This is a genomic window from Sporolactobacillus laevolacticus DSM 442 (genome assembly GCF_000497245.1).
Classification (GTDB): domain Bacteria; phylum Bacillota; class Bacilli; order Bacillales; family Sporolactobacillaceae; genus Sporolactobacillus; species Sporolactobacillus laevolacticus.
On the sequence record NZ_AWTC01000001.1, the window covers coordinates 308,087 to 333,122 of the forward strand.

Genomic DNA, 25,036 nt, shown 5'->3' on the forward strand with positions numbered 1-25,036 from the left:
TTTGCCTCCTTTAACTGATCCATGCCCGCTGATTATTCATCATCATTTTTTGTAAACATAAAGTGTTGACTGCCCATCAGGGCCGCTCTGGCTGAAGCTTGAACTCTGGTTTGACCATTCACTTGCCTGCACCTTTGTGCAATGTTTCTTAATCCAGTCTGTTACGCTGGAATCCTGGTTTCTACCCCAACTGCTTGATAAAAGGAAATAGTTAATTTCTCCGTCCTTCACCATCTTTTCCAATTTGCTAACGGTTAATGCAGGATCATTACCACCAAAACCGCCCATCGCCATGACCGCGTAGTTGGTTTTCATCATGATCGAGTATGCCGATTGCGCGCGCTCAACAGCCAAAATAAATTTTTCCCCGTTATAATGCTTTCTTAAATAATTCAGAAGTTTCGTATTCACCTGTTCACCCATGCCGCCACCACGACGCATGCCACTCATCTTATGACTCATCGACCCATTTGGCAGTTGGTTTGATACATCGTTTGTCGAACTATTTTTTGTTGGCACTTGACCAGGAGCGCCTCCGGCATTGTTCCCTGGGAATCCGCTCTTTCCTTCATAAGACTGTCGCCAACCGCTCATTTTAGCGCCGCCTCTACCCATACCGCCCATACCGGAAAGTGTCGAACTAGGACCTGCAACAGGAATTGAGCTGTTTGTTTGATTGAATGTCGATGGTAATGCCCAATACAGAGGAGGCAGCAGTATTAAAAAAATACCGGCTCCCGCGATCGTACCTTTTGCCTTGTGCTCAGCCGATCGCCAAATCAATCCGAAACCTGCACAGAGGATTGCAGCAACGATCAGCAGAATAATCCAAAGTGTACCGATGCTGTTTTGGTAAAAGATCAAGGCTTCGAACACGAGCGTGACACCGAAAGCAATCGGTAACAGATAACTGCGCCAAGAATTCTGTTTATCACTGTAATCGCGCCACAGATAGGAAAATCCAAGGCCAACCAGTGCTGCAATTGGTGGAGCCATGATGCTCAGGTAATATTGGTGAAAAAATCCAGCGATACTGAAGAATACCATTGCCGGAGCAAGCCAAGCCAGCCAGAAAATAGCGAATGTGTGCTTTTGGTCGATTTTTCTACGGCGGAACCAGTCCGCTACAATACCGATTACTCCGAAAAGCACAAAAGGCAGAAGCCAGCTTGCTTGTCCAGATAAGGACTTGGAGAACAAACGAAGTGGTCCGGCACTTCCTGTTCCAAACATGCCGCCCTGCTGTCCGCCGCCCAGTCTGCCGCTTGGCCGTGCTCCGCCAATCTGGGTTTCAGAAGACAGTTCCCCAGATGACTTAGTTTTGGAGGTGATGCTGTTCTGAGTCGTTGCCTTCGTTTGGCTAACGGACTGCTTTTCTATCGAAGAGGGCGCCTTTTGTCCGCCGCCACTATTCTGCTGCCCAGTCAAACGAGAGACGCCGTTATAGCCAAAGGCAAGTTCCAGAACGGAATTCGTTTGGCTGCTGCCGATATAAGGACGTTTACTTGCCGGAACAGAGTCAACAACAATCGCCCATGATAGAGAGATCCCCGCCAGCACAACCGTTGCTGCTGCCAAATGCAGAATTTTCTTCTTCCAGTTGACCTTCATGGCCAGCCAGTAAAAAAGGTAGACAGCCGGCAAAATCATAAACGCTTCAAACATTTTTTCATTGAAACCGATCCCGACCATGACGGTACTCAGGATCAGCCAACGCATCTTTTTGACTTCCACCGCTTTGAAAACGGCCCATGCTGCAATAACTAATGTAAGGATTAAGATACTGTCCATGTTATTGGTCCGTGAGATAGCGATAAAAATCGGTGTAACGGACATGGTCAAGCCAGAAATAAAGGCTGCCAATTTTCCAGCCCTATGTTTTACCATTTGGTAAACAATAATTGTGGCGATGACTGCGGCCAACGCCTCCGGCAGCAGAACACTAAAGTTGCTAAAGCCAAAGATTTTGGCGCTCAAAACCTGAAACCAGAGTGCAACCGGCGGTTTATCGACGGTAATAAAACCCGCCGGATCAAAGGACGCATAGAAGAAATTGTGGAAATTCTTCATCATACTTTTTACCGCCACTGTATAATACTCATTCGTGCTCGCTTGATTGAGCAGAAAGAAGTTCATAAACGCCGAAAAAATAATGACACCAACCAGATAAAAATCAATAGATTTCTTTTTTAAAAAGTTCATCTTACATTTCCTCCTCATCGGTCAAAAACATCTTCGCCAACACCACGGCTCGTCAGCCTGGGCTTTTGTTTAACGTCATTATGAACATTCATTCTTAAGAAAGGCTTAACTTCCGTTATGTTCTGATGCTGGGGGAAAAAATTAAAAAATGCATCGACAAATAAGAACATATGTTCTATAATTGATACAGCTAGAATTTATTATTTGATGATGGAGGAAACTTATGTGGCATTTAGATCCTTTTGTAAACTGTCCGGTTTATGAAACCGAAAGTTTTACGCTTAGAAAATTAATGATTGAGGACAGTGAAGAGCTTTTTGAGTGTTATTCAGATCCTGTTGCAGCTCAGTTTTTTAACGGGGATAACTGCGGTGACGATTTTTACTATACGGATTTTGAAAAATTCAAGAAATGCATAAATTATTGGATTCACTCCTATACCATTCACGATTTTGTTCGCTGGAGCATCGTGCATAAGCAAACGAATAAATGCGTTGGAACAGTAGAATTGTGTCCTTCACATAAATATTCGAAGGCTCAGGAAACGATAGGCATTTTGAGAATCGATGTGCTGTCATCGCTCGAGACAACAGACGCTATGGAGGAATTATTCGCAATCTTCATTAACCATTTTTATCGCGATTTTCAGCTGGACTTTTTGCTGACCAAAGCGGTTCCGCAGGCAGCAGTCCGTTTAACCGTATTGAACAAACATTCATTCATAGATGCGGCGCCAATGTGTACCATCCCTTTTGCGCATTATTTTATAAAATAACCTAGCATTGAAAAACTAATTTTGTTTACTTGTCATGCTGCTGCATATAGATGACCAGTTCAGTACGGTTAGTCAGTTCAAGTTTATCTAGAATTCTAGAGACATAGTTTTTGACCGTCCCCTCTGTAATAAATAAGGCCTTCCCAATTGCTTTATTACTTTTTCCCAGCTTCACTTCATTTGCCACATCAATTTCCCGCTGTGTCAGAAGAGACAGTTTTTCTGTATCTCTCTGATCCTTTGCCGGTTTTTTGTGCAGTGCGGACACAACTTTTAAGGCAATCTTTTCATTAAGCAGCATGCTGTTGGTGTTCGCCGCCTTAATTGCGCCGACAATCTCTTCTGATCCTGAATGTTCGTTTCTCTTGCCTTTTATCGTTTGTCTTTCTACAATATGAGACTAGAGTCACATTTCAGTTTTTTCATTAATTAACGATAATAAAATAAATAACTTATAAAAAAAGGAATGACTCTTGTGAATATTGAAGATCATTTGATACTCTTTTATCAGAAACTCTCCGTGTGGAATCTCGTACTCCGCCATATGAAATCTCAATTAATTATCTTCTTAAATCTCTCCTTCTTTTTATCGATTATTTTATTTGGTGTCTATCTCGAGATCTGTCGTCTTGTTACTTACTTATCTGATATTCATTGGCTCATATCCTTAATGTTCTATTTTTGCTTTCTTGAAATCTCCTCTTTCTTATTTCTTAGGTATTATCTATTTCCCCGAGCCATCAAAAAGAGTATAGAGTTGTATCAAACCTCCTTTCAGTATTCCGGATGGCGCTATTTAATTTTCTCTGTTATCTCCGAATTTATAAAAACGAACAAACTGCTTGATCAAGGGATATTCTTCCTAATACAAGAATTTAGGAAACAGAGAAAGGTAAGAACTAAATTCATTCGCTTTTCGATTATAACTTATTTAATTTTAGGATCTTTGCTTGTTTTTTTCCCAATCTGGTTAACATTCAACAACTGGTATTTGTATCAGATTGTTGATGATAATGCCGGTTATGCATTCATTTATTTATCAATATCGTGTATCAATCTGTTGTTCGTCATTATGATCAGCTGGCTTATTCGTTTTTATTTCAAGAGCTTAATTAGTAAAACAGCTCAATTAACAGAACTCATACAAATTTTAGAGAATATTGAGCTCGCACGGAATAACAAGGATTTTTCAAAATTTATCGATCAATTTATTGATCAAGTCCATCCGGATCCTGTCCAAAAAATCATCGCTGAGAATTCTGTAGAAGTGTAAAACATATGGGGCATTCATCCTCTGCTCGTACATTTTTGTTGTGTGAAAAAGTGCTGAAGAGAAAAAGGTTATCTCTCCAGCACTTTTATAGTGAAATATACGATCCAGTTAGGGTAAACACATTATGGAATCATCCATTGAAAGATATACGCTTGAAGAATGGTAATCACACCGGTGATTGCGACAAGAAACAAGCTGTGTTTGATGGTGAATCTGAATAAATTACCTTCTTTACCAACTTGCCCGGTTGCTGCTGTCGCTACGGCAATGGATTGAGGCGAAATCATCTTAGCTGCGACACCGCCGGTTGAATTTGCCGCGACAAGCAGCGTCGGATCGACACCAATCTGATGGGCGGAGACTTTCTGCAGATTTGAGAACAGTGCGTTTGATGACGTATCCGAACCTGTGAGAAATACCCCAAGCCAACCGATGACCGGTGAGAATAGCGGAAAGATCGTACCTGTTGATGCAAGACCAAGCCCTAATGTTGCACTCATGCCCGAATAGTTTTCAATATAAGCAAACCCAAGTACGGAAACAATCATGATTAATGGAAAAGTAAGCTTTTTAAGCGTGACACCAAATGTTTGCGCCCACGTTTTCCAGCTGATGCCCACCAAAAATTTGCTCAGAATACACGTCACAAGAATAGCGGTTCCGGTCGCCGCCAGCACATCAAATTTATACACCGCTGCATACGGCGTCGCCTGGGTCACAATCGGCCGTACTTGTTCAATCATTTGATTCAATCCAGGAATCGGTATCATTAGTGTTACTTGGCTTAGGAACGCTTTGAAACTTGCTGAACCGCCCCATAAACAAATCACGACCACGAGTAAAGCAAACGGCGACCATGCACGCATAATCTGAGGTAGGGAGTAATTGGTCTTCGAAGTTGGCAACCCCTCTGGTTGTGCCGGCTCTTCTTTTTCATCTTTAAAACGGAAAATTGTTTTCGGCTGCCAGAATTTTAACAAAAGAACAAGACAAGCCATGCTCACAATTGCCGACATAACATCCGGCAATTCCGGTCCTAAAAAATTCGAGGTCAAAAACTGCGTAATAGCAAAAGAAACACCGCATACAAGAATAGCCGGGAGCACTTCTAACGTTCGCTTCCAGCCTGCCATAATGAAGACAAGCCAAAACGGAACAAACAGTGAAAGAAAAGGAACCTGGCGGCCGACCATCTGGCTGAGCAGGTGTACATCAATGCCCGCAACCTGACCTGAGGTTAATATTGGAATACCTACACCGCCAAACGCAACCGGAGCTGTATTTGCAATCAGACAAAGACCGGCCGCGTAAAAAGGATTAAAGCCTAAACCGGCGAGCAGCCCGCCTGCGATTGCCACAGGAGTTCCATATCCCGCCGTCCCTTCGAGAAATGCGCCGAATGAGAATGCGATTAAGAGCGCCTGCAATCTTCTGTCTTTGGTAATTGAGGCGATGGAATCACTGATAATCTGAAACTTGCCTGATGCGACAGTCAGCTCATACAGAAATACTGCCGTGATAATGATCCAGCCAATCGGCCAAAGTCCTTGAAGTCCGCCAAGAGCTGTTGCTTCCAAAGCTAAATGAAATGGCATTTTGTAGATGAAGACCGCCTCCAGAACAGCGACGGCAACGGTTAAAAGTCCGGCTTTATACCCTTTCATTTTCTTAATGGCCAAGCACCAAAAAAAGACGACAAGCGGTATACAGGCAACGACAAACGAGAGAAACATATTCCCCATTGGATTATAATTCTGGGCCCATTGCATAATCATTCCCCTTCCCAACATCAATATAAGGTGAATAAAGCCAGAAATAATTAAAGCGCTTACATTTTTAAATTTTACATGCAACTCCTTAAATTTGCAATTTTGGTGAACATTTTTTGAACTTATTGTGAACAAATCGTTGATCGAATTTGTTTAAAAAAACCTTAAGGATATTTTAAGAATTGAGGACTATGTTTTTGAAGGATTAATTGAAGCACGTAAGTTTAGATCAAGAAGGAAGAGATTCGTTATGCAGATACAATCCGTTACCACATCCGCAAGCAGCACGTATCAATCAACAGACCTTGCAGATTCAACTCAGAAAATTGAAACTCTAGAGAAACAGAAAGAGACACTGGAAAACCAAAAGCGGCAATTGGAATCCAGCCAATCCAATCAAGCCAATCCACAAAAACAGATCGAAATCATTCAAAACGAGATTGAACAAATTGAAGTGCAGATCCAGCAACTGCAATCCCGATCGAAAAACAAGAGTAACAATGGGAGCGCCAATACAGGAAATCAGAACGATGCAAACACCGCAGTGTCGGCACAATCTACTGATGGCGATCTGCTGACCATTAGCCAACAAAGTATCAAAGAAAATGAATAACTGTTTTAAGTTAAAAGGGAAAGATCGAGGCATCCATTGAGGGTGCCTTTTTACTATGACTGATTACTTCAGCTAAAATAGTTGATCCTTTAAGAAAAACCAAGCAGACATTCTTCATTTTACAAAAAAACAACAGCCGGCCCTTCATCAGGAACGGGCCGGTGCTATAGTTTTAATTCTCCGAGCCTTAGCAATTCACAACCGTCTGGGAGCGTCCTTTCACACCAAGATTTTGCAAAGTGTTTGAGATATGGTTACGAATGCAATTAAGTGTAGTTTTGTGTCCCATTGTCCAGGTTATCCTTCATCACTTATTTTTTAAAAAACTTTACTCAATCTCTAAATCAATTAATGACGGATAGCACGCGCGATAATCATTGTAACTTCTATTTATAATTAATTGAAACTATCCGCGAAAAACAACGTACTTAGAAGAGACACTAAAAGCGAAAAAATTATGTTATCAATTTCTCACCTTTTGGTAACTGGGATTCCGCACGAATCACAATGAGCGTATTCGTGTTTTTTTCAAAATCCAACATTTTCACTGTGCTCAAAAGTAACCAGACTGTGCGATTGATCCATCAACGCCTGTGTCAGTTCTTAATCAGGCGCAGGTCTCTTAGACAGCTGCTGTAACTGGCTGAACAATTGTCTCAGGCAAAATTCTGAATAACCATAAATGACCAACAGGTGAAGGAGCAAGAATGTGAGAATAAAACAGTTGAACAAGGCCACACGGTATACTGATTTTCGGGAAATGATTTACACTAGTGCAAAGAAGTTCAGGAAAAAGCCTGCCTTTCAGATAAAGATTGGGAGCGGGAGCTACCGGTATGTGACTTATTCTCAATTTAAAGAGGAGTACAGAACGCTAGGCACGCATTTTCTCGATCTTAGCTTACTTGGTAAGCGAATTGCAGTCGTTGGAAAAAACAGCTATGCATGGGTGCTGCACTATGCGTGCGCCGCTACAGTTGGTGTGGCTGTTCCAATCGATCGCGAACTGTCGCCGGAAGATATGTATCAGTTCATTGTCAGTGCCGACTGTGCCGCGGTGTGCGCGGACAGAGAGATACTCGAACAATTAAGACCGATGATCAGCAGTGAACTATTGCTTTTGTCTTTGCAGGACACCTTGCCACCCATGCCTGCGGACGATACGCGAATTGACACCGTTTCGATTGCTGAAGATGAAATGAGTGTGCTGATTTTCACTTCAGGCACTGCCGGAAAGCCAAAAGGTGTGTGCCTTTCTCAAAAGAATATTTGCGCGAATATTTTTTCGACCTCACAAATCGTAAAGATCACGTCACGCGACAAAACCCTTTCAATCCTGCCCCTTTGTCATACGTACGAATGCACATTGGATTGCTTACTTATTCTGTCGCGCGGGGCCTGCATTGCTTACGCAGACAGCCTGAATGCCATACGCCGCAACATCCTTGAATACAGGCCAACCATTCTCGTCGTAGTTCCCGCGCTGCTTCAGCTTTTAGACAAGCGGATTCAAGCGGCTATTTCAAAGAATGGTCCGGCAAAGTATCAATCAAAATTCAAAACATCTTCAATCTCAATGGCGCTTCGAGATTTGCCTGCGCTTGTAAGGATGGTCATCCGCCGAAAAGTGAAGAAATCGCTTGGAGGCAAAATTCATACGTGCATTGTCGGCGGGGCCGATCTCTCCTCTGCTGTGGTAGAGGATTTTCTGGCGCTTGGCATTCGGGCTTTGCAAGGCTATGGACTCACTGAATCTGCTCCTCTTCTGGCGGGAAACAACGATTTTTATTTCAACGCCAAATCAACCGGTGTTGCTATTCCCGGCGTCGAATTGATGATAGACAGCCCCAATGAAGCTGGTGTAGGCGAAATTCTTGCCAAAGGCGATAATATCATGCTTGGTTACTATAACGATCCGGTGGCCACGGCCAACACTTTCCGCAACGGCTATTTTCGGACAGGTGATCTGGGATTCATCGATAGAGACGGGGCTTTGTATATCAAAGGGCGCATGAAGAATGTGATTGTAACGGCTAACGGCAAAAACATTTATCCGGAGGAATTAGAAGCGCGACTATTGGAAAAGGATACGATTAGTGAAGCCCTTATTCTTACTGGAAATGATCGCAATGGAGGCGCCTGTGTGAAGGCCAAAATATTTCCAGATTTAGATTGCGTGACCGAAATAATCGGTCATCTGCCTGCAAAAGAAGAAATACAAGCCATGGTAAAATCGATCATCGATGAAGTAAACAACAAAATGCCGGATTATAAACACATCCGTGTGTTTGAAATTCTGGAAAAAGAATTTGAAAAAACAACGACAAGGAAAATTAGACGATGCGGTATGAATCTTGCCTGATTACATCAGGCAACCGAAAAGAATTCCATTTGCCGAAAGAACAGCACGGTGCTTACAGAACAGTCTGACAGCCCGATGCCCGCATTCAATAGGTAAAGTCTAGTCTTCCCATCTTTTTCTCTTTAGAGGATTTTCAAGCGCTGTTCCAGTATAATGCGCGTGAAAAATTCTCTATTTTCTTTTCGGCTTTCTACGTAGAATTAAACACCAAGCTACTGCATGGTGTTTGTGATATATACTCTTCGCAAACTCATTTTCATCAAAATAAACTTATTGAACCATAAAAAATGTTCTCATCGAAATGATGAGGACATTTTTTAAGAATAACGTCTTGTTTTTTATTATAAAATCTAAGTTATTTAAACATGTTTTGATCAAATTAAGCTTGTTTATACTTTCTCAATATGAACATATTTACTGTAAGCTGGTTTCCCTATAAGCTTCTCGATTGGAATAATATCCTCTATCCGAACTTCAGCCTCGAGATCAGATCGTCTAAAAATTTCATTTTTGATCAAATCACTTGATATATTCTGATCCGGTGTATATTGAAGTATAAACGTAACGGCTTCTCCATTTTGTTTTACTTTCCATAATAGCGGTACACGATCCAAAGAATAGATCAATTCTTGTAAATCATAAAAGGTCCATTCTTTTCCATGCCAAATAATTGTGTTTTCATCTCTGCCGTAGTGGATCAAAGCAGGGGTTTGATCTTTATTTGTCGGATCTGCGTCCCTAATTTCTAGCAGGTCATGATTATAATAACGTAATAGGGGCATTCCCTCCCGAGTGGTTGACAGAACACCATAGCCGCGGACGCCATGAGGTACCGGATGACCATCATCATCAACTACTTCAATCTTTACATGCGGATTATTCAATCGATAATAACCATCCTGATCGCTTACAAACAAACCTCCTGTTTCTGTGCTTCCAAAGAAAGTAAATACGGGTACACCCCATAGTTTTTCAAAATATTCCTTTCGTTTAGGCGAAACTAACTCTCCGGCAAGGAGTAGCGCTCTTAACCCATCTGTTGGGAACGGAATGTGAAGTTGTTTTGCAACTTCAAATATTTTTTCCGCTTCTGATGGTAACAGGGCTAAGATACTAGGTTTTGCTCTTTGCATAATTTCTACAACTCTTCGGTCCGGTGTGATCATACTTGCTTTATCTACACCAATATGTGTAGCTCCTACCTTTTGGCATGCCCAATATAAAATAAATGAAGGGATGGCTAGGGCAAAAGGAAACCGGTTAAGCAATATATCATTTTTATTCAAATTAAGTTTTGATTGAAGAATCACTTGATATTCCTTAATTACGTCGGAATGACTGTACCAACTTGGAGTAGGTGTGCCTGTGGTACCACTTGTTTCATGGTATGTAGCAATGTCTTCAATAGATGCACCTAACACGTCATATGCCGAAGTATTCCGGAGTTCATCCTTTGTCGTAAAGGGAATATCCTCCCATCTATTAATTGTTAACCCTGCTAACTTCTTTCGGTAAAAAGTAGACCTTAATGCTGAAGTAACAAAATCATCATTCATCATCTTAACCCACTGTAATTTCTTGTCCGACATGTGATTCTAAGTTACTAGTATTCTTTATTATCATTTCATAAGAAGAACGGAATTCTTTCAGAAGCTTATCAAGTTGATTAATCTTATCTGTCCCACCTTGTTGCACTTTCATCGTGAACTCAGTAATTTTTTTAACCTCTTCAGTTCCCGCTGCCAACTGCTGAACAGCAGCAGACATTTCCATGATTTGATCAGATGTACCGCTGACTTCCTGAATAATTGTCTTAAAATAATTTTTCGTTGTATTCATTGTTGTCATGCCGTCTGAGACTTTTTCCATACTGTTTGACGTTATTTCGACCGCTGTATGCACATCTGACTGAATTGAAGATAAAATATTGGAAATGTGATCTGCCTCTTCTTTTGACTTATCCGATAACTTTCCGACTTCATTCGCCACAACCGCAAAGCTTTTTCCAAATTCACCAGCTCTAGCTGCTTCAATAGTCGCATTAAAAGACAATAACCTTGTTTGCTCTGCTATGTCTGTTATTGTATGGACAATCTGATCAACCTGACCTGAGTTATTAGCAAGATTAGCAATGAATTTTGACAACTTATCTGTTGTCTGGTAGATAGACTGCATTTGTGTGAGCAAATTACCGATTAGTTTATAGCCTTCATCCGCAGCAACTGACGCTTTTTTTGATGTGTCCGAAACCTTTTCCGAACTGGAAGCAATTTGTTGAATACCACTCGTAATTTCTGTCATGGTATCTGTGCTTTTCACCACATTATTCGTTTGAATCGATGCACCATGTGATATGTCACCAGCAATATTAACGAGTGCCTCTACCTGCTCAGTTAATGCAACCGTTTGGTGAGACAATTCAGAGACTGCATGTTTCGTATCCTGTGCAGCATTACTTTCCTGGTGAGTTAATGTATGATTCTCTGTTACCGCATCTGACAACTCATCTGGTGACCGAAGCGGCACCCCCCGATGAACGATGATAAGTCCAATAATCGTAATGCACATGAAAATGAAAAGTAAAACTCCTTCCCATGCATTAAAACTACGGCCAACCCCAAAAAACATAAATAACGGGAAAATGAAACTAGCAGATATGACTATGTACAGCTTTAATCTGATGTTCATGCTCCAAGTCCTTTCCATAAATCATTAATTTATTTCGTTTTTAATATCGGCGATAAAAAATAATCATTTAGATTTAGTGCGTGAAATGAGTCGATAGATGTACATAAAGAATAGAAGAACAGGGAGATGTACCTGTTCTTCTAAAAAGATTACAGACTTTATTTTCGGCATTCAGTGTGATTATTCATAGAATTTTCATTTTAAATGTTAGTTGCCCTGCTGCATGAGATCGGCTTGTTTGGTCTTTTTTATAAAAAAGGACATTGCCAACCCTATTAATCCAAAAATGATGACAGCCAAATATGCGTCATTCATTCCAGCAATGGAAGCTTTCAAAAGTAATTTGGTTGGATTGCTTATTGTTCCTTCTGCTGCTAGTTTAACGGCGTGAGCATGCGCTCGGTTGGTAAGGATTGTAACCAACAGCGCCGTACCGATGGCCCCTGACACCTGCTTTACCGTATTAGAGATTGCGTTTCCGTGAGCGTGCAATGCCGTTGGTAACTGGTTAAGTCCTGCGGTTGTAATAGGCATCAAAAACAGCGCCATTCCAAACCTTCTGACAGTCGACATGAGCAAGAGAAACGTATAACTTGTCGAATCCGTTAAGGAAGTAAAACTGATTGTTGTCACAACCGTGATAGCAATACCGATGATAGACAGCCATTTTGCCCCAAATCGGTCGAACAATCTACCGGCAACGGGCATCATAAGCCCCATAAGTAAAGCGCCTGGCAACATTAAGATACCGGCATCAAATGCAGAATAATGCCGCATGTTCTGCAAATAGATAGGCAGCAGCATCATATCCGCATACATGACAACGGTCACCACAACATTAATGACTGTAGTCAACGTGAACATATTGTATTTAAAAGCCTTTAAATCCAGCAAAGGGCTACTGCTCCTTAATTGGCTTATGGAAAACACTACTAGTGCAATCACGCCGATAATTAAGGTTAAAACCACCTCGGCGCTTGACCAGCCAATTGCGCCTGCTCTGCTGAATCCATACAATAAAGTGCCGAATCCAACGGTCGATAAAATCATACCTATAACATCCAACTTAGGGTAGGTGCGCTCCGTTACATTTTTCAGGTAAAAGAAGGCCAAAATAATAACCAGTGCGGCAAACGGAATAATAATGTAAAACAGTGAGCGCCATACAAAATGATCCAGCATATAGCCGGCATATGTTGGGCCAATGGCTGGTGCGAAAATGATGGCTACTCCGATTAAACCCATGGCTCCCCCACGCTTCTGCACCGGAAAAATGGCAAGTACAACATTCATCAACAGTGGCATAATAATACCTGCTCCTGCAGCCTGGATAAGCCGTCCGATTAACAGCATCTCAAAGCCCGGAGCGACACCTGATACGATCGTTCCGGAAAGAAATGCGATCATCGCTGAAAGAAATAGCTCGCGAGTTGTGAAACGTTGCATGAGATACGCTGTCACAGGTATAAATACTCCATTGACCAGCATGTACCCTGTTGTCAGCCACTGAGCTGTTGTCGCTGCAATGTTCAACTCTGTAATCAGTTCGGGTATCGCCACACTCATAATCGTTTGATTTAGAATCGCAATAAATGCACCTAAGATCATAATAAAGAGAAGGGGACCTTTTTTGATGGTGTTTCTATCTAAATCTTGACTCATCAATTGTTCACTCCTTTCCATGTATTTGATTTAACCAAGGTAGCCTCGTTGCTCAAGTAAGTCTTGTGTCTCCTTCCACAACTTACTCTGCATCGCAACATCTCCGCCAGGTGATTTCGGTTCAATTGCATTCCCGGTTCCAACATTAAAATACCCTCCTGTCACCTCTTGATATTTGGGTTCCACGATTAATCGGGTAATAATATCAGCCCCTCTTCTCGGATCTCCGATATGGAAGATTTTTAAAAGACGTTCAATAACGTTTGCAAACCTGAGTTCACGTCCAAGTCCGGTAACATTAAATCCAGGATTTAGCGCATTCACACTGATTCCGGTGCCTGCCCATTGTCGAGCCAGTTCAGCAGTGAACATGATATCTAACAATTTTGTTTTTCCATAGATAGCAGATGAGCCGCGGGCAGTAAAAGGAGTGGTATCAGTTAAATCTTCGGGAAGCTTCAATACTCCATGATTGCGTGAAGCTTCGGAGGCAACATTGACAACTCTAGCCTTACCTGCGTTCTGTAAGGATGGTTTCAACTCATGTGTCAATAGCCATGGTGCTAAATAGTTTACAGCAATCATTTCTGGAAATCCCTCGGAAGTAATGCGTTGCTCGAATGCATGAATTCCCGCATTGTTCAAAAGTACGTCGATTTTAGGGTAAGCAGCAGCTATTTCTTGGCCAACTCGTTTAGCATCCTTCATTAACGATAGGTCTCCGAAGAAAAAGGCGACATTCACTGAAGGATTGGTGTCTTCAATGATTTTTTTCGTTGCATCAGCACGTTCTTTGCTTCTTGCTGTCAGAACAAGGTCAAACCCACGCTTTGCTAATTCAATTGCAACAATCTGCCCCAGACCGCTTGTTGCTCCTGTTATGACAACGATTGGATTTTTAGCCATGATCATTCTCCTTTGTGTGCTACAATATTTTTGAGAGCTGAGAAAGCCAGTGTAGCAATTAATATAATTGACATATGTCCACTATATAGATTTGGTGGATATATGTCAATCAAAATACAGAAGGTTATTTTGGAGACTAAAGGATAGGTGAATAGTCATGGAGGATAATCATTACAAAAAAAGTCCAAGAGAGCAATTGGAGATAGCGTTGGGTGAGCAGCTCAATGCACTCATCAGCGCTTCACATGCACTAAATGTCAAAGCCGCAGCGCGATTCGATTCTTCCTTACAGCCTGCTGCGTTCCATATTATTCGTTGGCTCTATTCCTATGGACCGACGAGTGCTGCTGTCTTAGCGGAATCAACCGCTATGGATCGCAGTTCGGTAAGCCGTCTTGTCAAACAGTTGGAATCTTTAGGGTATGTGAAAAAAGACGCATCGCCTGATGATGGTCGGAGAATTCTTCTCTCTCTTACTGAGGTTGGAAAACAAAAGACAATTAGTGCTCTTAAGGAAAAAGAATCGGTTTTTTATGAACGCATTTCAAATTGGAATAACGACGATCTTCAAGAGTTTATTAATATGCTCAGGTCTTTTAATGGACTTTAACGAAATTGAAAACTTAATTTAGCTTTCCTAGTTGGCTTTTTCAATAGGCACAATTTTTTGTCTTGGCTTTTTTGATTTAGGATTTTTTTTTCAGATTTTAGCTTGAACAGGACAAGTTCGCCGTTCAGGAGACAAGCCCGCCCCTCAATAAGACAAGGGGCCATAATCGAACTTATTAATAAACACCAGCCGGCCCTTCATCAGGAACCAGCTGGTGCTATAATTTTAGTTCTCCGAGCCTTAGAAGTTCGGCAACCGCCGGGGCGTTCTTTCACACCTAATTTCTGTATGGTGTTCGTAATACTTACCCATTGCGGATTAAAGTGTGTTGTTACACAATAGAATAAACCAAAACAAATTTATTCTTCAATCATATCTTTTTGCAATCGCCTAATAATCAATGACCACCTAATTAACTCTGTAACTAATTGTCTAATAATCGAAAATAGCAGCAATGAATTACCTATTATATAAATATTATTTACATGAATTTGAGTAAGCTGTCCTCAGAAACAAGTTAGTTTCACCACACCATTATATCTGGTGTGCTCTTCGTTATTAGAACAAGGAAAACTAACCCCATTAAGTTTATCTGAGCTTATATATCTTCAATCATTTTTTGATGGTGCCCTTTATTATTGCACTTCAACGTCTTAATTAAAAATTTCGCGCTGTCATAAATTTCTCTTTGCTTTGGATTGTATTCAAATATCGATCCATGAGAAAACACATTTATAACATTTAAAAAACCTTGAAGTTTACCATTATCAATATCTCTATTAGAAAATTCAAAAACAGTCTTTATTTTATCGATACTGTTTGCAGTAGCCATTGAAATATTAAAGTTAAACCTCAAGTAAGATTCAAACACTCTTCTCATTGTATTTGGTAAATGCAAAAACTCCTCTGGTTTAATATCATCAAAATTTTTCTTTTGTATCTGGTAAATTTCTTGATATAACTTTTTATAAACAGATACACTTTTTTTAATGCGCCTAATTGAACTCCTATAGTTTTCCTTAAAGCACTCATAAAATCCATATTCTTCCTCTTGTTTTGAATAGATAATATTTAAATAATCCTTCCATGAATGTGTAAGAATAAAAACTTGAGCGTTGCTTTTTAAAATGTGCTCAAGCATAGCAGTTATTAGGGTTGAATTTTTATTATCAAGACTTGAAATTGGATCATCTATAATAATTCCAGCAATATCATTTTTGATTTCTTTTTCAGTTCCTAATAGGGAACAGTAAAAATAACAAAATGCTAAAACATTTCTTTCTCCTTCACTAATAACATCTAACGTAATCTCTCTTTCTGGATTAAATTTGTGGCATAAGAAATATGTGTCATTTTTAGGCACTAGTTTCAATCCGACTTCATAGTCAGTTAATATCTCATTAATTTCTTGAGCGAAATCCGAAATATCTGATCCTTCAGCTTCCAGTGACTCTATTTGTTGTTCTATATCATTAGCATTTTCACTCATTTCACTAAGATTTTTATTGTCTTGTTTTAGAAGAGCCATCTCACTCGAAATCAAAGTGCTATTTTTAATTTTAAATCCAATAACACCTTTTATTAAGGTATTAATTTCTTCAAGTTCTCTGCTTTTTTCTCTACTTATTTTTCTCTTTTTTTTAATTAAATCATTTATTAGTTGCTCAATATCATTTATTTTTACTTGACTCAATAGTTTCTTGTTAAGTGGTGTGGCCATTTTTTTTATTTTTGCTTGCATAGTCAATATATTGCTCTCCAGTTCCTCCCTTGCAATATTGATTAATGACACTAATGTAAAATAAGTATCATTAAAATCGCCATTTTCTAAAAGTACTTTACTATTAACATTTAATGTACCTAACTGATCTTTAAAGAGAATTAATTTATCTGTAGCAGTTTCTAAGTATTTTTGTTTCTTTGCCGTTTCATTTTTTAATTTGTCATTGATTTCCCCCAACAGTTGATTTCTATCAAACTTATTATGACAAAATTCGCAAACATCTTTCTTTTTATCATTATGTATATGTAGACCTTCATTAATCCAATTTAAAACTTCATTGCTAATTCCTAATTCAGGATATCCTGTCATCATCAAGCTCTCTATAACTCTTAATAATTGATCTATTTCTGAACAATTCAACTCATTTATCTTTGCTTTTTCAATGTCATTTATTTCTTCCTCTATTTTTTTAGAAGTAGGGCTATTACTATAATCGTAATCAGGATGTTGCTTAATAGCTTCAGTATATTCTCCACACCATGCATTAAATTTTCTATCGACATCCTTACCTGGTTTTCTTTTAATTGATTTGTTGTCTTTTTTATTATCTTGAAAAATTTTTTCGATCTCACTCAGGACCTTTTTTGAATGTCCATCTATTTTTTTCTTCAACCCACTCTCATTGCTCTTTAATATATCTAATTTATCTTTTAATTCTTTTATTTCTTTCTCATTAGAAACATTCTTATCTCCATAAGTTATTTTAACTGCTTTTATGTTATCATTTGATTCTTCGGTTAATAACATATTTTGTGCAATGTAATATTTATTAAAAAGATATGTAAGTCTCTCGTGATCACTTTGAATAAATGAATTATAAAGCCCTATTGCCAAAGAAGATTTACCGTTTCCATTGTCACCATATATTATATTCTTACTTTTAAAATTTTCTGCTGGACCAGTATAATCTAAGAACGACTTATATGTTAAATTTTTTATTTGAGAAATCATAATGAACCCCTCCAATAAATTTGCATAAGAACACTTTTAAACATACATATTTTATTTTTCTAGTTTTAGGCGACAAGAAGAAACAAAAGTAATTTATACACATGAGGATAGACAGTTGTCGAAAAGGCTAATTTACAAAATTATTATCTCTTTAAGATAAAATTTAGACTATCAAGATCCTCACGCATATTAGAGTCTATTGATTCATATATTTTATCCATATTTGATATATAAATTGGATTAAAATGTATATTGTTTCTATTTTCTCTTCTATAGCTTGATTTGAACATCTCACTAACGCATAAAGCAACGTCCCAGTCCTGAATAGGCAATGTAAATTTTATATTGTCTACATGAATTTGATTAATAAGTTTAGATGCGATATCTAGAGTCCACTCACTTTCTTTACACCATTCTTTTTTGTTTTCAAAAATGTTTATCATCTGATTGAAAACCTTACAGAAAATGCTTGCTACATTATCTGCCACTTGAATGAATATGTTATCAGCACTATCTGTAAAATGAACTAAAATTCCATACGGATCTAATTCATTCTGAAAGACCTTAAAGAAACCATCAATTTTATCATGATAAATATTTATAGATTTATTTGATATACTGATTCCAGATTCTTTTTTGAACATTAATATAAACTCGGAAAGGGCATTCAAATTCACAATATTTGTGGATATGGTTCCATCATATTTGCTCTCTTCAATCAGATCGTTTAATATTTGATCTTCAAAGGTATTTTCTATAATTTTTTGAGCGATTGTGGATAATAAGAAATTGGATTCAAAATTGTAAGGAAAATCCATTAGATATTTCGTGAATAATTCGACATTTTCTAAAGTTATATTCTCTTCGAGCTGCAAATACTTTATTAAAATATCTTCATTTTCATTAATAAGGCTACTTGCTAACTTATATGATTCTACAGGAAATTCCCTTTTAAACTCGTAGCCTAAAAAAATTTGAAGCATTTTAGTAATTAAGTAAAATTTTTTGTCATAAATATTTATTTGAAAGTGTGATGCATCTAAAATTTCTTCTATAAAATAGTGTAGCAATTTATTATTCTTTTTAGTCATTAGAGAATTTCCTTTTAATTCTCCTTGAATATTATATTTTTTTTTGAATTCACAATATTTTTTCTGAATTTTATTCTTTTCATCATCACTTTTACAAATAACTCCACATAAGGCAAAATGTCTTTGATTATCATAATTAAGTTTATTATTTTTTACCTTTACTGAACCCGTGTTACCTGATTCATCAAAATAAATATCCAACCTATCCACCTCCTGCGAAAAATTTATGCATTTGAAAATTTATACTTGATAACAATATGTCCGTCTGATTGTACGATAATTTTTCTCGATCAACGCCTGAAATACTGTATATAAGTTCCCCTCTGTCCTATCAAACATATTAAAGGCTTTTTTGATGTCGTTGATATATATCGATTCATTTGTTTAAGCAGGAATAATTCATCTTCCAGAAAGAGCTCAATTAGTTTTCTTTTCTTTAATTTAGACTTTTCAATTTGACTTTTCAATAGCTCAATTTTTTGTCTGCGCTTTTGATTTAAATTGGTTTTCAGATCAAACATTGTCTTCTTGCCCTTTTCTTTCAGATTTTCAATAATGAGATTTCTAAAATCCTGATAAATAATCGGCGCATGTTTCACGCAGCCGTAGCTACCTAAATGACTGTACGTACTGCATTTTAAATACTGCCAATTTGTCCTGCCTCCGTTCTTCTTTTCGTAATACGTAGCATCGACAACCATATTTGCACCGCACTCGCTGCAAACTGCGAAACCACGAAGTTCATTCCATGTAGTTATTCTTTTTTTGAGTGCTTATATACTTTACTATTTGCTTTCTGCCATTCTTCTCTTGTTATGATTTTCGGATGTTGATCATAGTATATATTCCACTTTTCCGGAAGATTTTGGATCTACTTTTTACGACCAGATATTTTTACCTTCTCATACCGATTCGTGATCACCACACCACAATAAATCGGGTTCTTCAATATGGTTTGCACGCTGGTTAGCTGCCACTTGTCTTTTAAACGAGGGCCAACAATATCCTCTTTGCTAATTCTTTGTTAAGACGATACATTGTTTTTCTGTCCAAAACCATGGTGATTATAGAGCTCATAAATAAGTCGAACTACCTTGGCTTCCTCTTCGTTTATAGCCAGTCTTTTATTTTCTATACGATAACCGATCGCGGTTTTTCCACCTCTGTATTCACCTCTTCTAACTTTGGCAGCAAATGCTGCACTCGTTGAAACTGAGTTACTTTTCTGATACTGAGCCGCAAACATCGAAAACATTTCAAATTTCATATCGTTCTTATTTTCTGTAAGGCTGTGATATTCCTCTTCAATAGTCACGACTCGTACACGAGCAGAAATCAGCACTTCTTTAATTTAAAGTGCGTCCTTTAAGTCCCTTGCAAGTCTGCTTATCTACTTGAAAAGAACCATTTTAATTTCTCTTTTCTTCGCTTTTCAAGAATAAGACGCATTGCTTTTCGCGCCAATATTATTGTTCCTGAAATGCCATCGTCCAGGAGAATGCTCTTTTCATTCCATTCAAAGTGAGTCTAATCAAGCCAGTTATGGCATATGTCGATTTGGTTTTCTAGGGACAAGATCTGCTCATCTTTTTCAGTGGATGTACGACCATAAACAATGTAGGGGTACACATGATAAGGGGTGATTTTATCTTTACTTAATTCAGTCCGATTAAAAATGTCTATTACTGCATCACATCTGTATACATTATACAAAGATTAGCACATAAATAGAACATATATTCGCAAATCAGGAATTTATTAACTTTTCTTTAAAATAGCCGATAAAAAAATGAATATGTACGGGAGTTGAGCTTATGAATTTTGAAAATCGGCTATTTACTTTTTACTCAAAACTATCAATTTGGAATTTAGTTCTCAAAGAGATGATTGGGCAAGTAATTATCAGTGCAGTGCTAATACTAATTCCTTTGATTTATTATTTAATTAATTATTTTTTTAGATATAATCCATTTTTTTCTGAGTACGGTAATTTATTTAGTTCTACAATAATACCCTTTATTTTTGAAACCAATCTATTAATAATTCTCAAATACTACCTAGATCCACGAAGTAAAACAAGATGTACAAGTCTATATAACATGTCATATAAAGATAAGCAGTGGGAGGATTTAATTTGTGCATCTGTTAAAAAATTTATTATTGATAATCATTATTATCACCAGAATGCTATGAAGTATCTAATTCGAAAACTTCGAGTACAAAAATATACACTCTCAAAAAATAATTTTTTAAAACTCTTAAGTTCTTTTGGAGGATCATTCTTAATTCTTTTCATTCCTATTTGGTCTTCATTCAATAATTGGATATTTAATAATTCTCGGGATAGTTCTGTTGAAGAAGCTATCGGTTATATAGTACAAATATCATCATTTATAGTATTAATATTAATTATTATTTGGACTATTCGTTACTTCATCAAAATGATAATTAACACAAAACTAGATAGAATAACACATCTGATTCTAATAACTGAATTTATTCATTTGGCAATGATTGATGAAGATCTTGCAAAAATTGAGAAAGAAAAAGTGAATAGGGTGGAATCAAAGATCATCAATCAAATCATTTCAAAAGTGATTTGATACTATTAGATTTTGTTATCACATCATTCACATACCAATCCGCGTGATTATAATTCTAGATCGCTTTTCTAGCATCGTTTGAATAACCATTAACTGGAAAGGTAGAGTGCAGCAGAAAAGATGGCGTCTGTGAGGTCCCAGACGCTTGTCTGACCGTCTCTGTTACCATCAACACCATAAGCTGCGAATGTTACTGGCATAACTGCATGTGCCCAATTGCGCCTATCGGCGACACCATGGTTCGAATACTTGAAAAATGCGTTTCAATGGAGTGGATAGCAGCCAACAACTGCCAGTTCACCTCATATCTCTGCCTGGCAGCTTCATAGATTGGAATATATTCTTGCGGGACATTTTCGCCTGGTTGCATCTTAGCAGGAATAAAAGAGAAACTGGCATAACTTTGTATTGCTTGGCTGTTATTTGTTACTTCTGGCTCCTGGATCAATTCAATTGCTTTTTGGTACGCAGCTGTATAATTAGAGAGTTGTGTATCTTTCCTGAACAGCTTGATCTTTTCATTCTGATCCGATCGCTCTATTTGCTCTTACATAATCATCGAGAACATATGTTCTTTATTTTATTAAAAAATACAGAGTACGCTTATCTAATAGTTCCGAGGCGGTTATTTTGAACTATTATTCATCGCTCTCTGACTTTGGATCAATGTGTGTTTAAACTATTAAAAGATATGTGTATACATAATCCACACGAACTGAAAGAAGAACATATTTGTTATGAATTAGGCATTAAACTTATTTATTCTAGTCTTAGAAGTTATTCTGTTGATGAAGATAACTTTAAAATGATAAACATTGACAATCGTTTACCAATATCCAAGTAAAGAGAATTCTTTTTTCATGAGTTGTACCACGTCTTGAGACATTCAGGAAATCAATTCAATGGGCTGCCTAAACCCTTCTTAGATCTTCAAGAATCAGATGCTTAACGATTCACTCAATATGCAACAATACTTTTACATATATCGATTCAATCAATTTGGATAGCCCTACGCTCTTACAAGAGGCATCTGCAACATTTCAAGTATCAATCGAATTATGCAAACTCCGATTCGATCAATTAAAGCATAATCAAATGCTCTCACAACAAGTGACAGTGATAAAATGAATGTGAGATATATTTTATTGCATTGCAACTCATGATGAAAGAGCATAATTGATCTAAGGATCTTCTGTTTCAGATGATACTCAAAATCTCTTTGATGTGACTAAAGCTAAATAGATTAAAATTCAAATAGATCTTGATGAAATGAATTTGTACTATCTTCTCTATTTAAAAAGTTTAAATCGTATAATTTATTTTGATAGATGCTCACTAAATGATCAGTTAAAACTTTATGTCTTTTTAGGTAGAAAAAACGTTTTTCAAATTTTTCCTGAAAACCCCAGTATTCATCCGGCAAATATTCAGCAAAAAGATCTAAATCTTTTCTATCAGATATTTTATATTTCCTAAGAACTTTTTCTACATCAATCTTTGATTCATATGTGTCATCAAAATTCCAACAAAAGTTAGATATCTTAGCTAAATCCGATTTATTAAACGCATTAACAATGTCCGAAAAAAATTTATAATCCTTATTTTGTAGTGATTGAATGTATTTTATTATTTTTGATATATATTCCGGCTCAATTGAGTAAATAAAAGCAATGTAACCAAGAACAACATTCTGATTAGAGAAATCTCCACTCACAAAGCTATAATGGATAATTGAACGTACTTTCCTTTTTAATTTTCGCGGAACTTTAACTACATTCATATTATTATTATCTTTAGCTATATTTAATCCAGTTATTGTTTTATGTGAAAACGAAAATCTAGTTTTACTTTTATTAACTTTGAAGCCTTCTTTTGATAAGATTAGTTCAACAAGAGGACGAATTTTTCTTAAATTATCTTTATTATCACAAGAAAAGCTTAGGTCATCTGCATATCTTGAATATATAATATCGCGCCTTGCACATAGTCCAGCGATACGCCTATCAAGACTGTAACAAATTAAGTTTGATAAATATGGTGAACATACTCCACCTTGGGGAAGTTTTCCTTTAAAAGTACAAACATTCTTTAAAATGTCAGAAACAAATGAATTATAGCCAATTTGTCTAAAAAAATAAAAAATTCTTTTATCATCGATACTTGGAAAGAAGTTTTCTATATCCATTTGCAGCAAAAACAAATTATCTTTATGAAGAAGTGCATTTTCTAAGATCCCATTCTTTTTCCTTATAAAGGCTTGAGATTCTGCAGATACTTTGATATTTAAAAGAATTTCCTCCAAAATCCACTTCTGCAATAATTTTAAGGGTCTTTGCGGAGAGGATATTTCCCTTTTTTTACCATTTTTCTTATTTATAAAAAAAGTATTATAGTAGTAGTTATGGAATTGAAATAATAAATAAAGTTTCCCGTCACTAATTCTTGTATTGTCTGAAAGGTCAAAGATGTCATGTATAATTGGTAATTGTAAGTTATTTAATAGAATTGTATTAGAATGAGTATTATTCACAGTGTCGTCAATCCTTTACCAGTCATTAGATATTTGAATAATGAGCCGAATATTTACGTTGTAAATGTGAGGATTATTATTCAAATAAGTTATCTCACATTTCACTTAAAATGGCGAATCACCATTTCTCACTCTTCAAGTTTCAAAGAGAAAATTCTAAAAAATTTACGTCACTGTGAATAATAACTGTAGGTCATTATATCAAATCTCAATTCATCAAACAATCGTGAACTGTTGTGAAAATAAAGGTTATCCATTATAAAATGGATCTCTTTAAATCCTTCTTTAGTTAGTTCATAAACAAAAGAATTTGAATTACTATTTTTCTGTATCAATTTATCTTTGTAAAGTTGCTTTAGTGCAGATTTATATAACACCTGCAAGTTATTAGTAGATCCATTTAAATATTGCTTAAATAGAAAGTTTAAACAGTCACGGATAAATTCAGATGTAACTCCTGTGTAAAAATAATTTATTAACAATATAATTCTATCAACACCAAAAATAGAATCTAACCTAATATTATCCTTTTTGTTTTTAGCTGGTTTAATTACGTTTTTCATTAAATCTTTTTTTAGTCCATTAAGGTCATTTTTTTTAAAAAAAATGACCTTATTTTTGTCCATATTCATTAGTAGTCTTATCGGACCTAGCATAATAAAACTTTTTGCTCTTTTAAAACTGCTTTGCACAACGGCAACTACTTTATTTTTAATTGTTGCATCAGTTACAAATGCCCCAAGCTCGGCAAAAGAACCGGGGCTTTCGCTAATAATGCAAATAATATCACTATTGTCTGCAAGAAATCCTTCTAGCTCTAATAAATTTTTATTCTTATTTCTATTCAGTAAATCAATTAGTAAATCTTCAGGATATAATACTTTTAAAAATCTTTCTTTTTCCAGTTCAATTCGTAGAAGATCCCTTATAGATTTTTTTGATGATGTAGATGCACCACCACACAAAAATATATTAACTTGTGACAAGTCCGACAATGCTAAAAAAATATCATTATAAATCCTTATTAAGTGATTTTGTATTTCTTTAGTCACGCCTTTTTTAACTGTATTATTTATTGACAAGTTAACAACTTCTCCCATTTTTTATTCATAATATCATATTTAATAGTGCCGCATAATTGAATTTAATCTATTTATTATAAGATTTAGATACCTTAAAGGCAGTATAATAAATCAATTGTTCGATTTATTATACTGC

At 36.9% G+C, this 25,036-nt stretch carries 21 protein-coding genes and 2 pseudogenes; 6 read left to right on the plus strand and 17 right to left on the minus strand.

Annotated elements, in window-relative coordinates:
• Positions 1-42 precede the first annotated feature (42 nt).
• Positions 43-2,202: a glycosyltransferase family 39 protein gene (locus P343_RS20920; RefSeq protein WP_023508651.1), complete on the minus strand. Its 2,160-nt coding sequence runs from the start codon at positions 2,200-2,202 to the stop codon at positions 43-45.
• A gap of 223 nt (positions 2,203-2,425) precedes the next feature.
• Between P343_RS20920 and P343_RS20925 the strand changes: the two genes are divergently transcribed.
• Complete coding sequence (locus P343_RS20925) at positions 2,426-2,977, plus strand: GNAT family N-acetyltransferase (RefSeq protein WP_023508652.1); 552 nt, start codon at positions 2,426-2,428, stop codon at positions 2,975-2,977.
• 25 nt (positions 2,978-3,002) lie between these two features.
• Here P343_RS20925 and P343_RS20930 read toward each other — a convergent pair whose 3' ends face one another.
• A complete protein-coding gene (locus P343_RS20930) occupies positions 3,003-3,278 on the minus strand; it encodes a response regulator transcription factor (protein ID WP_023508653.1) in 276 nt (91 codons plus the stop codon).
• Between the two features lie 456 nt (positions 3,279-3,734).
• Here P343_RS20930 and P343_RS37030 point away from each other — a divergent pair, with 456 nt between their 5' ends.
• A complete protein-coding gene (locus P343_RS37030) occupies positions 3,735-4,250 on the plus strand; it encodes a hypothetical protein (protein ID WP_023508655.1) in 516 nt (171 codons plus the stop codon).
• A gap of 122 nt (positions 4,251-4,372) precedes the next feature.
• On the opposite strand, the gene P343_RS20940 is transcribed toward P343_RS37030, so the two are convergent.
• Positions 4,373-6,019, minus strand: a complete 1,647-nt coding sequence (locus P343_RS20940; RefSeq protein ID WP_023508656.1) for an L-lactate permease — start codon at positions 6,017-6,019, stop codon at positions 4,373-4,375.
• Positions 6,020-6,269: 250 nt separating this feature from the next.
• Between P343_RS20940 and P343_RS20945 the strand changes: the two genes are divergently transcribed.
• On the plus strand, positions 6,270-6,632 hold the full coding sequence (locus P343_RS20945) for a FlxA-like family protein (RefSeq protein ID WP_023508657.1): 363 nt from the start codon (positions 6,270-6,272) through the stop codon (positions 6,630-6,632).
• Between the two features lie 164 nt (positions 6,633-6,796).
• Here the strand turns inward: P343_RS20945 and P343_RS36910 are convergent.
• Positions 6,797-6,894 (minus strand): annotated as a pseudogene (locus tag P343_RS36910) (helix-turn-helix transcriptional regulator); the annotation flags it as partial.
• A gap of 498 nt (positions 6,895-7,392) precedes the next feature.
• Between P343_RS36910 and P343_RS20950 the strand changes: the two are divergent.
• Entirely contained in the window at positions 7,393-8,994 is a 1,602-nt protein-coding gene (locus tag P343_RS20950) for an AMP-binding protein (protein WP_051384700.1), read from the plus strand.
• 389 nt (positions 8,995-9,383) lie between these two features.
• On the opposite strand, the gene P343_RS20955 is transcribed toward P343_RS20950, so the two are convergent.
• The 4 genes from P343_RS20955 to P343_RS20970 all read right to left on the minus strand — a co-directional run bounded on the left by P343_RS20955 (position 9,384) and on the right by P343_RS20970 (position 14,250).
• Positions 9,384-10,553, minus strand: a complete 1,170-nt coding sequence (locus P343_RS20955; RefSeq protein ID WP_023508659.1) for a phenylacetate--CoA ligase family protein — start codon at positions 10,551-10,553, stop codon at positions 9,384-9,386.
• A gap of 1 nt (position 10,554) precedes the next feature.
• Entirely contained in the window at positions 10,555-11,682 is a 1,128-nt protein-coding gene (locus P343_RS20960; RefSeq protein WP_023508660.1) for a methyl-accepting chemotaxis protein, read from the minus strand.
• Positions 11,683-11,889: 207 nt separating this feature from the next.
• Positions 11,890-13,344, minus strand: a complete 1,455-nt coding sequence (locus P343_RS20965; RefSeq protein WP_023508661.1) for a DHA2 family efflux MFS transporter permease subunit — start codon at positions 13,342-13,344, stop codon at positions 11,890-11,892.
• Positions 13,345-13,374: 30 nt separating this feature from the next.
• Positions 13,375-14,250, minus strand: coding sequence for an SDR family NAD(P)-dependent oxidoreductase (locus tag P343_RS20970; RefSeq protein WP_023508662.1), 876 nt, complete (start codon positions 14,248-14,250; stop codon positions 13,375-13,377).
• A 157-nt stretch (positions 14,251-14,407) separates the two neighbouring features.
• On the opposite strand from P343_RS20970, the gene P343_RS20975 reads away from it, so the two are divergent.
• Entirely contained in the window at positions 14,408-14,860 is a 453-nt protein-coding gene (locus P343_RS20975) for a MarR family winged helix-turn-helix transcriptional regulator (RefSeq protein WP_023508663.1), read from the plus strand.
• 598 nt (positions 14,861-15,458) lie between these two features.
• Here P343_RS20975 and P343_RS20980 read toward each other — a convergent pair.
• From P343_RS20980 to P343_RS37395, 5 genes and pseudogenes are all read right to left on the minus strand, one after another.
• Entirely contained in the window at positions 15,459-17,594 is a 2,136-nt protein-coding gene (locus P343_RS20980; protein WP_023508665.1) for an AAA family ATPase, read from the minus strand.
• A 143-nt stretch (positions 17,595-17,737) separates the two neighbouring features.
• A complete protein-coding gene (locus P343_RS20985; protein ID WP_023508666.1) occupies positions 17,738-18,886 on the minus strand; it encodes a DUF3800 domain-containing protein in 1,149 nt (382 codons plus the stop codon).
• Between the two features lie 89 nt (positions 18,887-18,975).
• Positions 18,976-19,386: a hypothetical protein gene (locus tag P343_RS37385; protein WP_023508667.1), complete on the minus strand. Its 411-nt coding sequence runs from the start codon at positions 19,384-19,386 to the stop codon at positions 18,976-18,978.
• Between the two features lie 53 nt (positions 19,387-19,439).
• Positions 19,440-19,646, minus strand: a pseudogene (locus tag P343_RS37390) (recombinase family protein).
• Positions 19,647-19,709: 63 nt separating this feature from the next.
• The gene (locus tag P343_RS37395) at positions 19,710-20,000 is read right to left on the minus strand and encodes a hypothetical protein (protein ID WP_236620306.1); all 291 of its coding nucleotides are present in this window, start codon (positions 19,998-20,000) and stop codon (positions 19,710-19,712) included.
• Between the two features lie 499 nt (positions 20,001-20,499).
• On the opposite strand from P343_RS37395, the gene P343_RS20995 reads away from it, so the two are divergent.
• Positions 20,500-21,288 (plus strand): hypothetical protein, encoded by a 789-nt coding sequence (locus P343_RS20995; RefSeq protein WP_023508669.1) that lies wholly within the window; start codon positions 20,500-20,502, stop codon positions 21,286-21,288.
• Between the two features lie 89 nt (positions 21,289-21,377).
• Here P343_RS20995 and P343_RS37720 read toward each other — a convergent pair whose 3' ends face one another.
• The 4 genes from P343_RS37720 to P343_RS36285 form a co-directional block, all read right to left on the minus strand.
• Positions 21,378-21,488 carry a lytic murein transglycosylase gene (locus tag P343_RS37720; RefSeq protein WP_152525242.1) on the minus strand — a complete coding sequence of 37 codons (111 nt, stop codon included), beginning with the start codon at positions 21,486-21,488 and terminating at the stop codon, positions 21,378-21,380.
• Positions 21,479-21,736, minus strand: a complete 258-nt coding sequence (locus P343_RS36280) for a lytic murein transglycosylase (protein WP_023508670.1) — start codon at positions 21,734-21,736, stop codon at positions 21,479-21,481. Before P343_RS36280 ends, P343_RS37720 begins: the two co-directional genes overlap by 10 nt.
• 795 nt (positions 21,737-22,531) lie before the next feature.
• Positions 22,532-23,818 (minus strand): retron St85 family RNA-directed DNA polymerase, encoded by a 1,287-nt coding sequence (locus tag P343_RS21005; protein WP_023508671.1) that lies wholly within the window; start codon positions 23,816-23,818, stop codon positions 22,532-22,534.
• Positions 23,819-23,988: 170 nt separating this feature from the next.
• Positions 23,989-24,900: a retron St85 family effector protein gene (locus tag P343_RS36285; protein WP_023508672.1), complete on the minus strand. Its 912-nt coding sequence runs from the start codon at positions 24,898-24,900 to the stop codon at positions 23,989-23,991.
• Between the last annotated feature and the right edge of the window lie 136 nt (positions 24,901-25,036).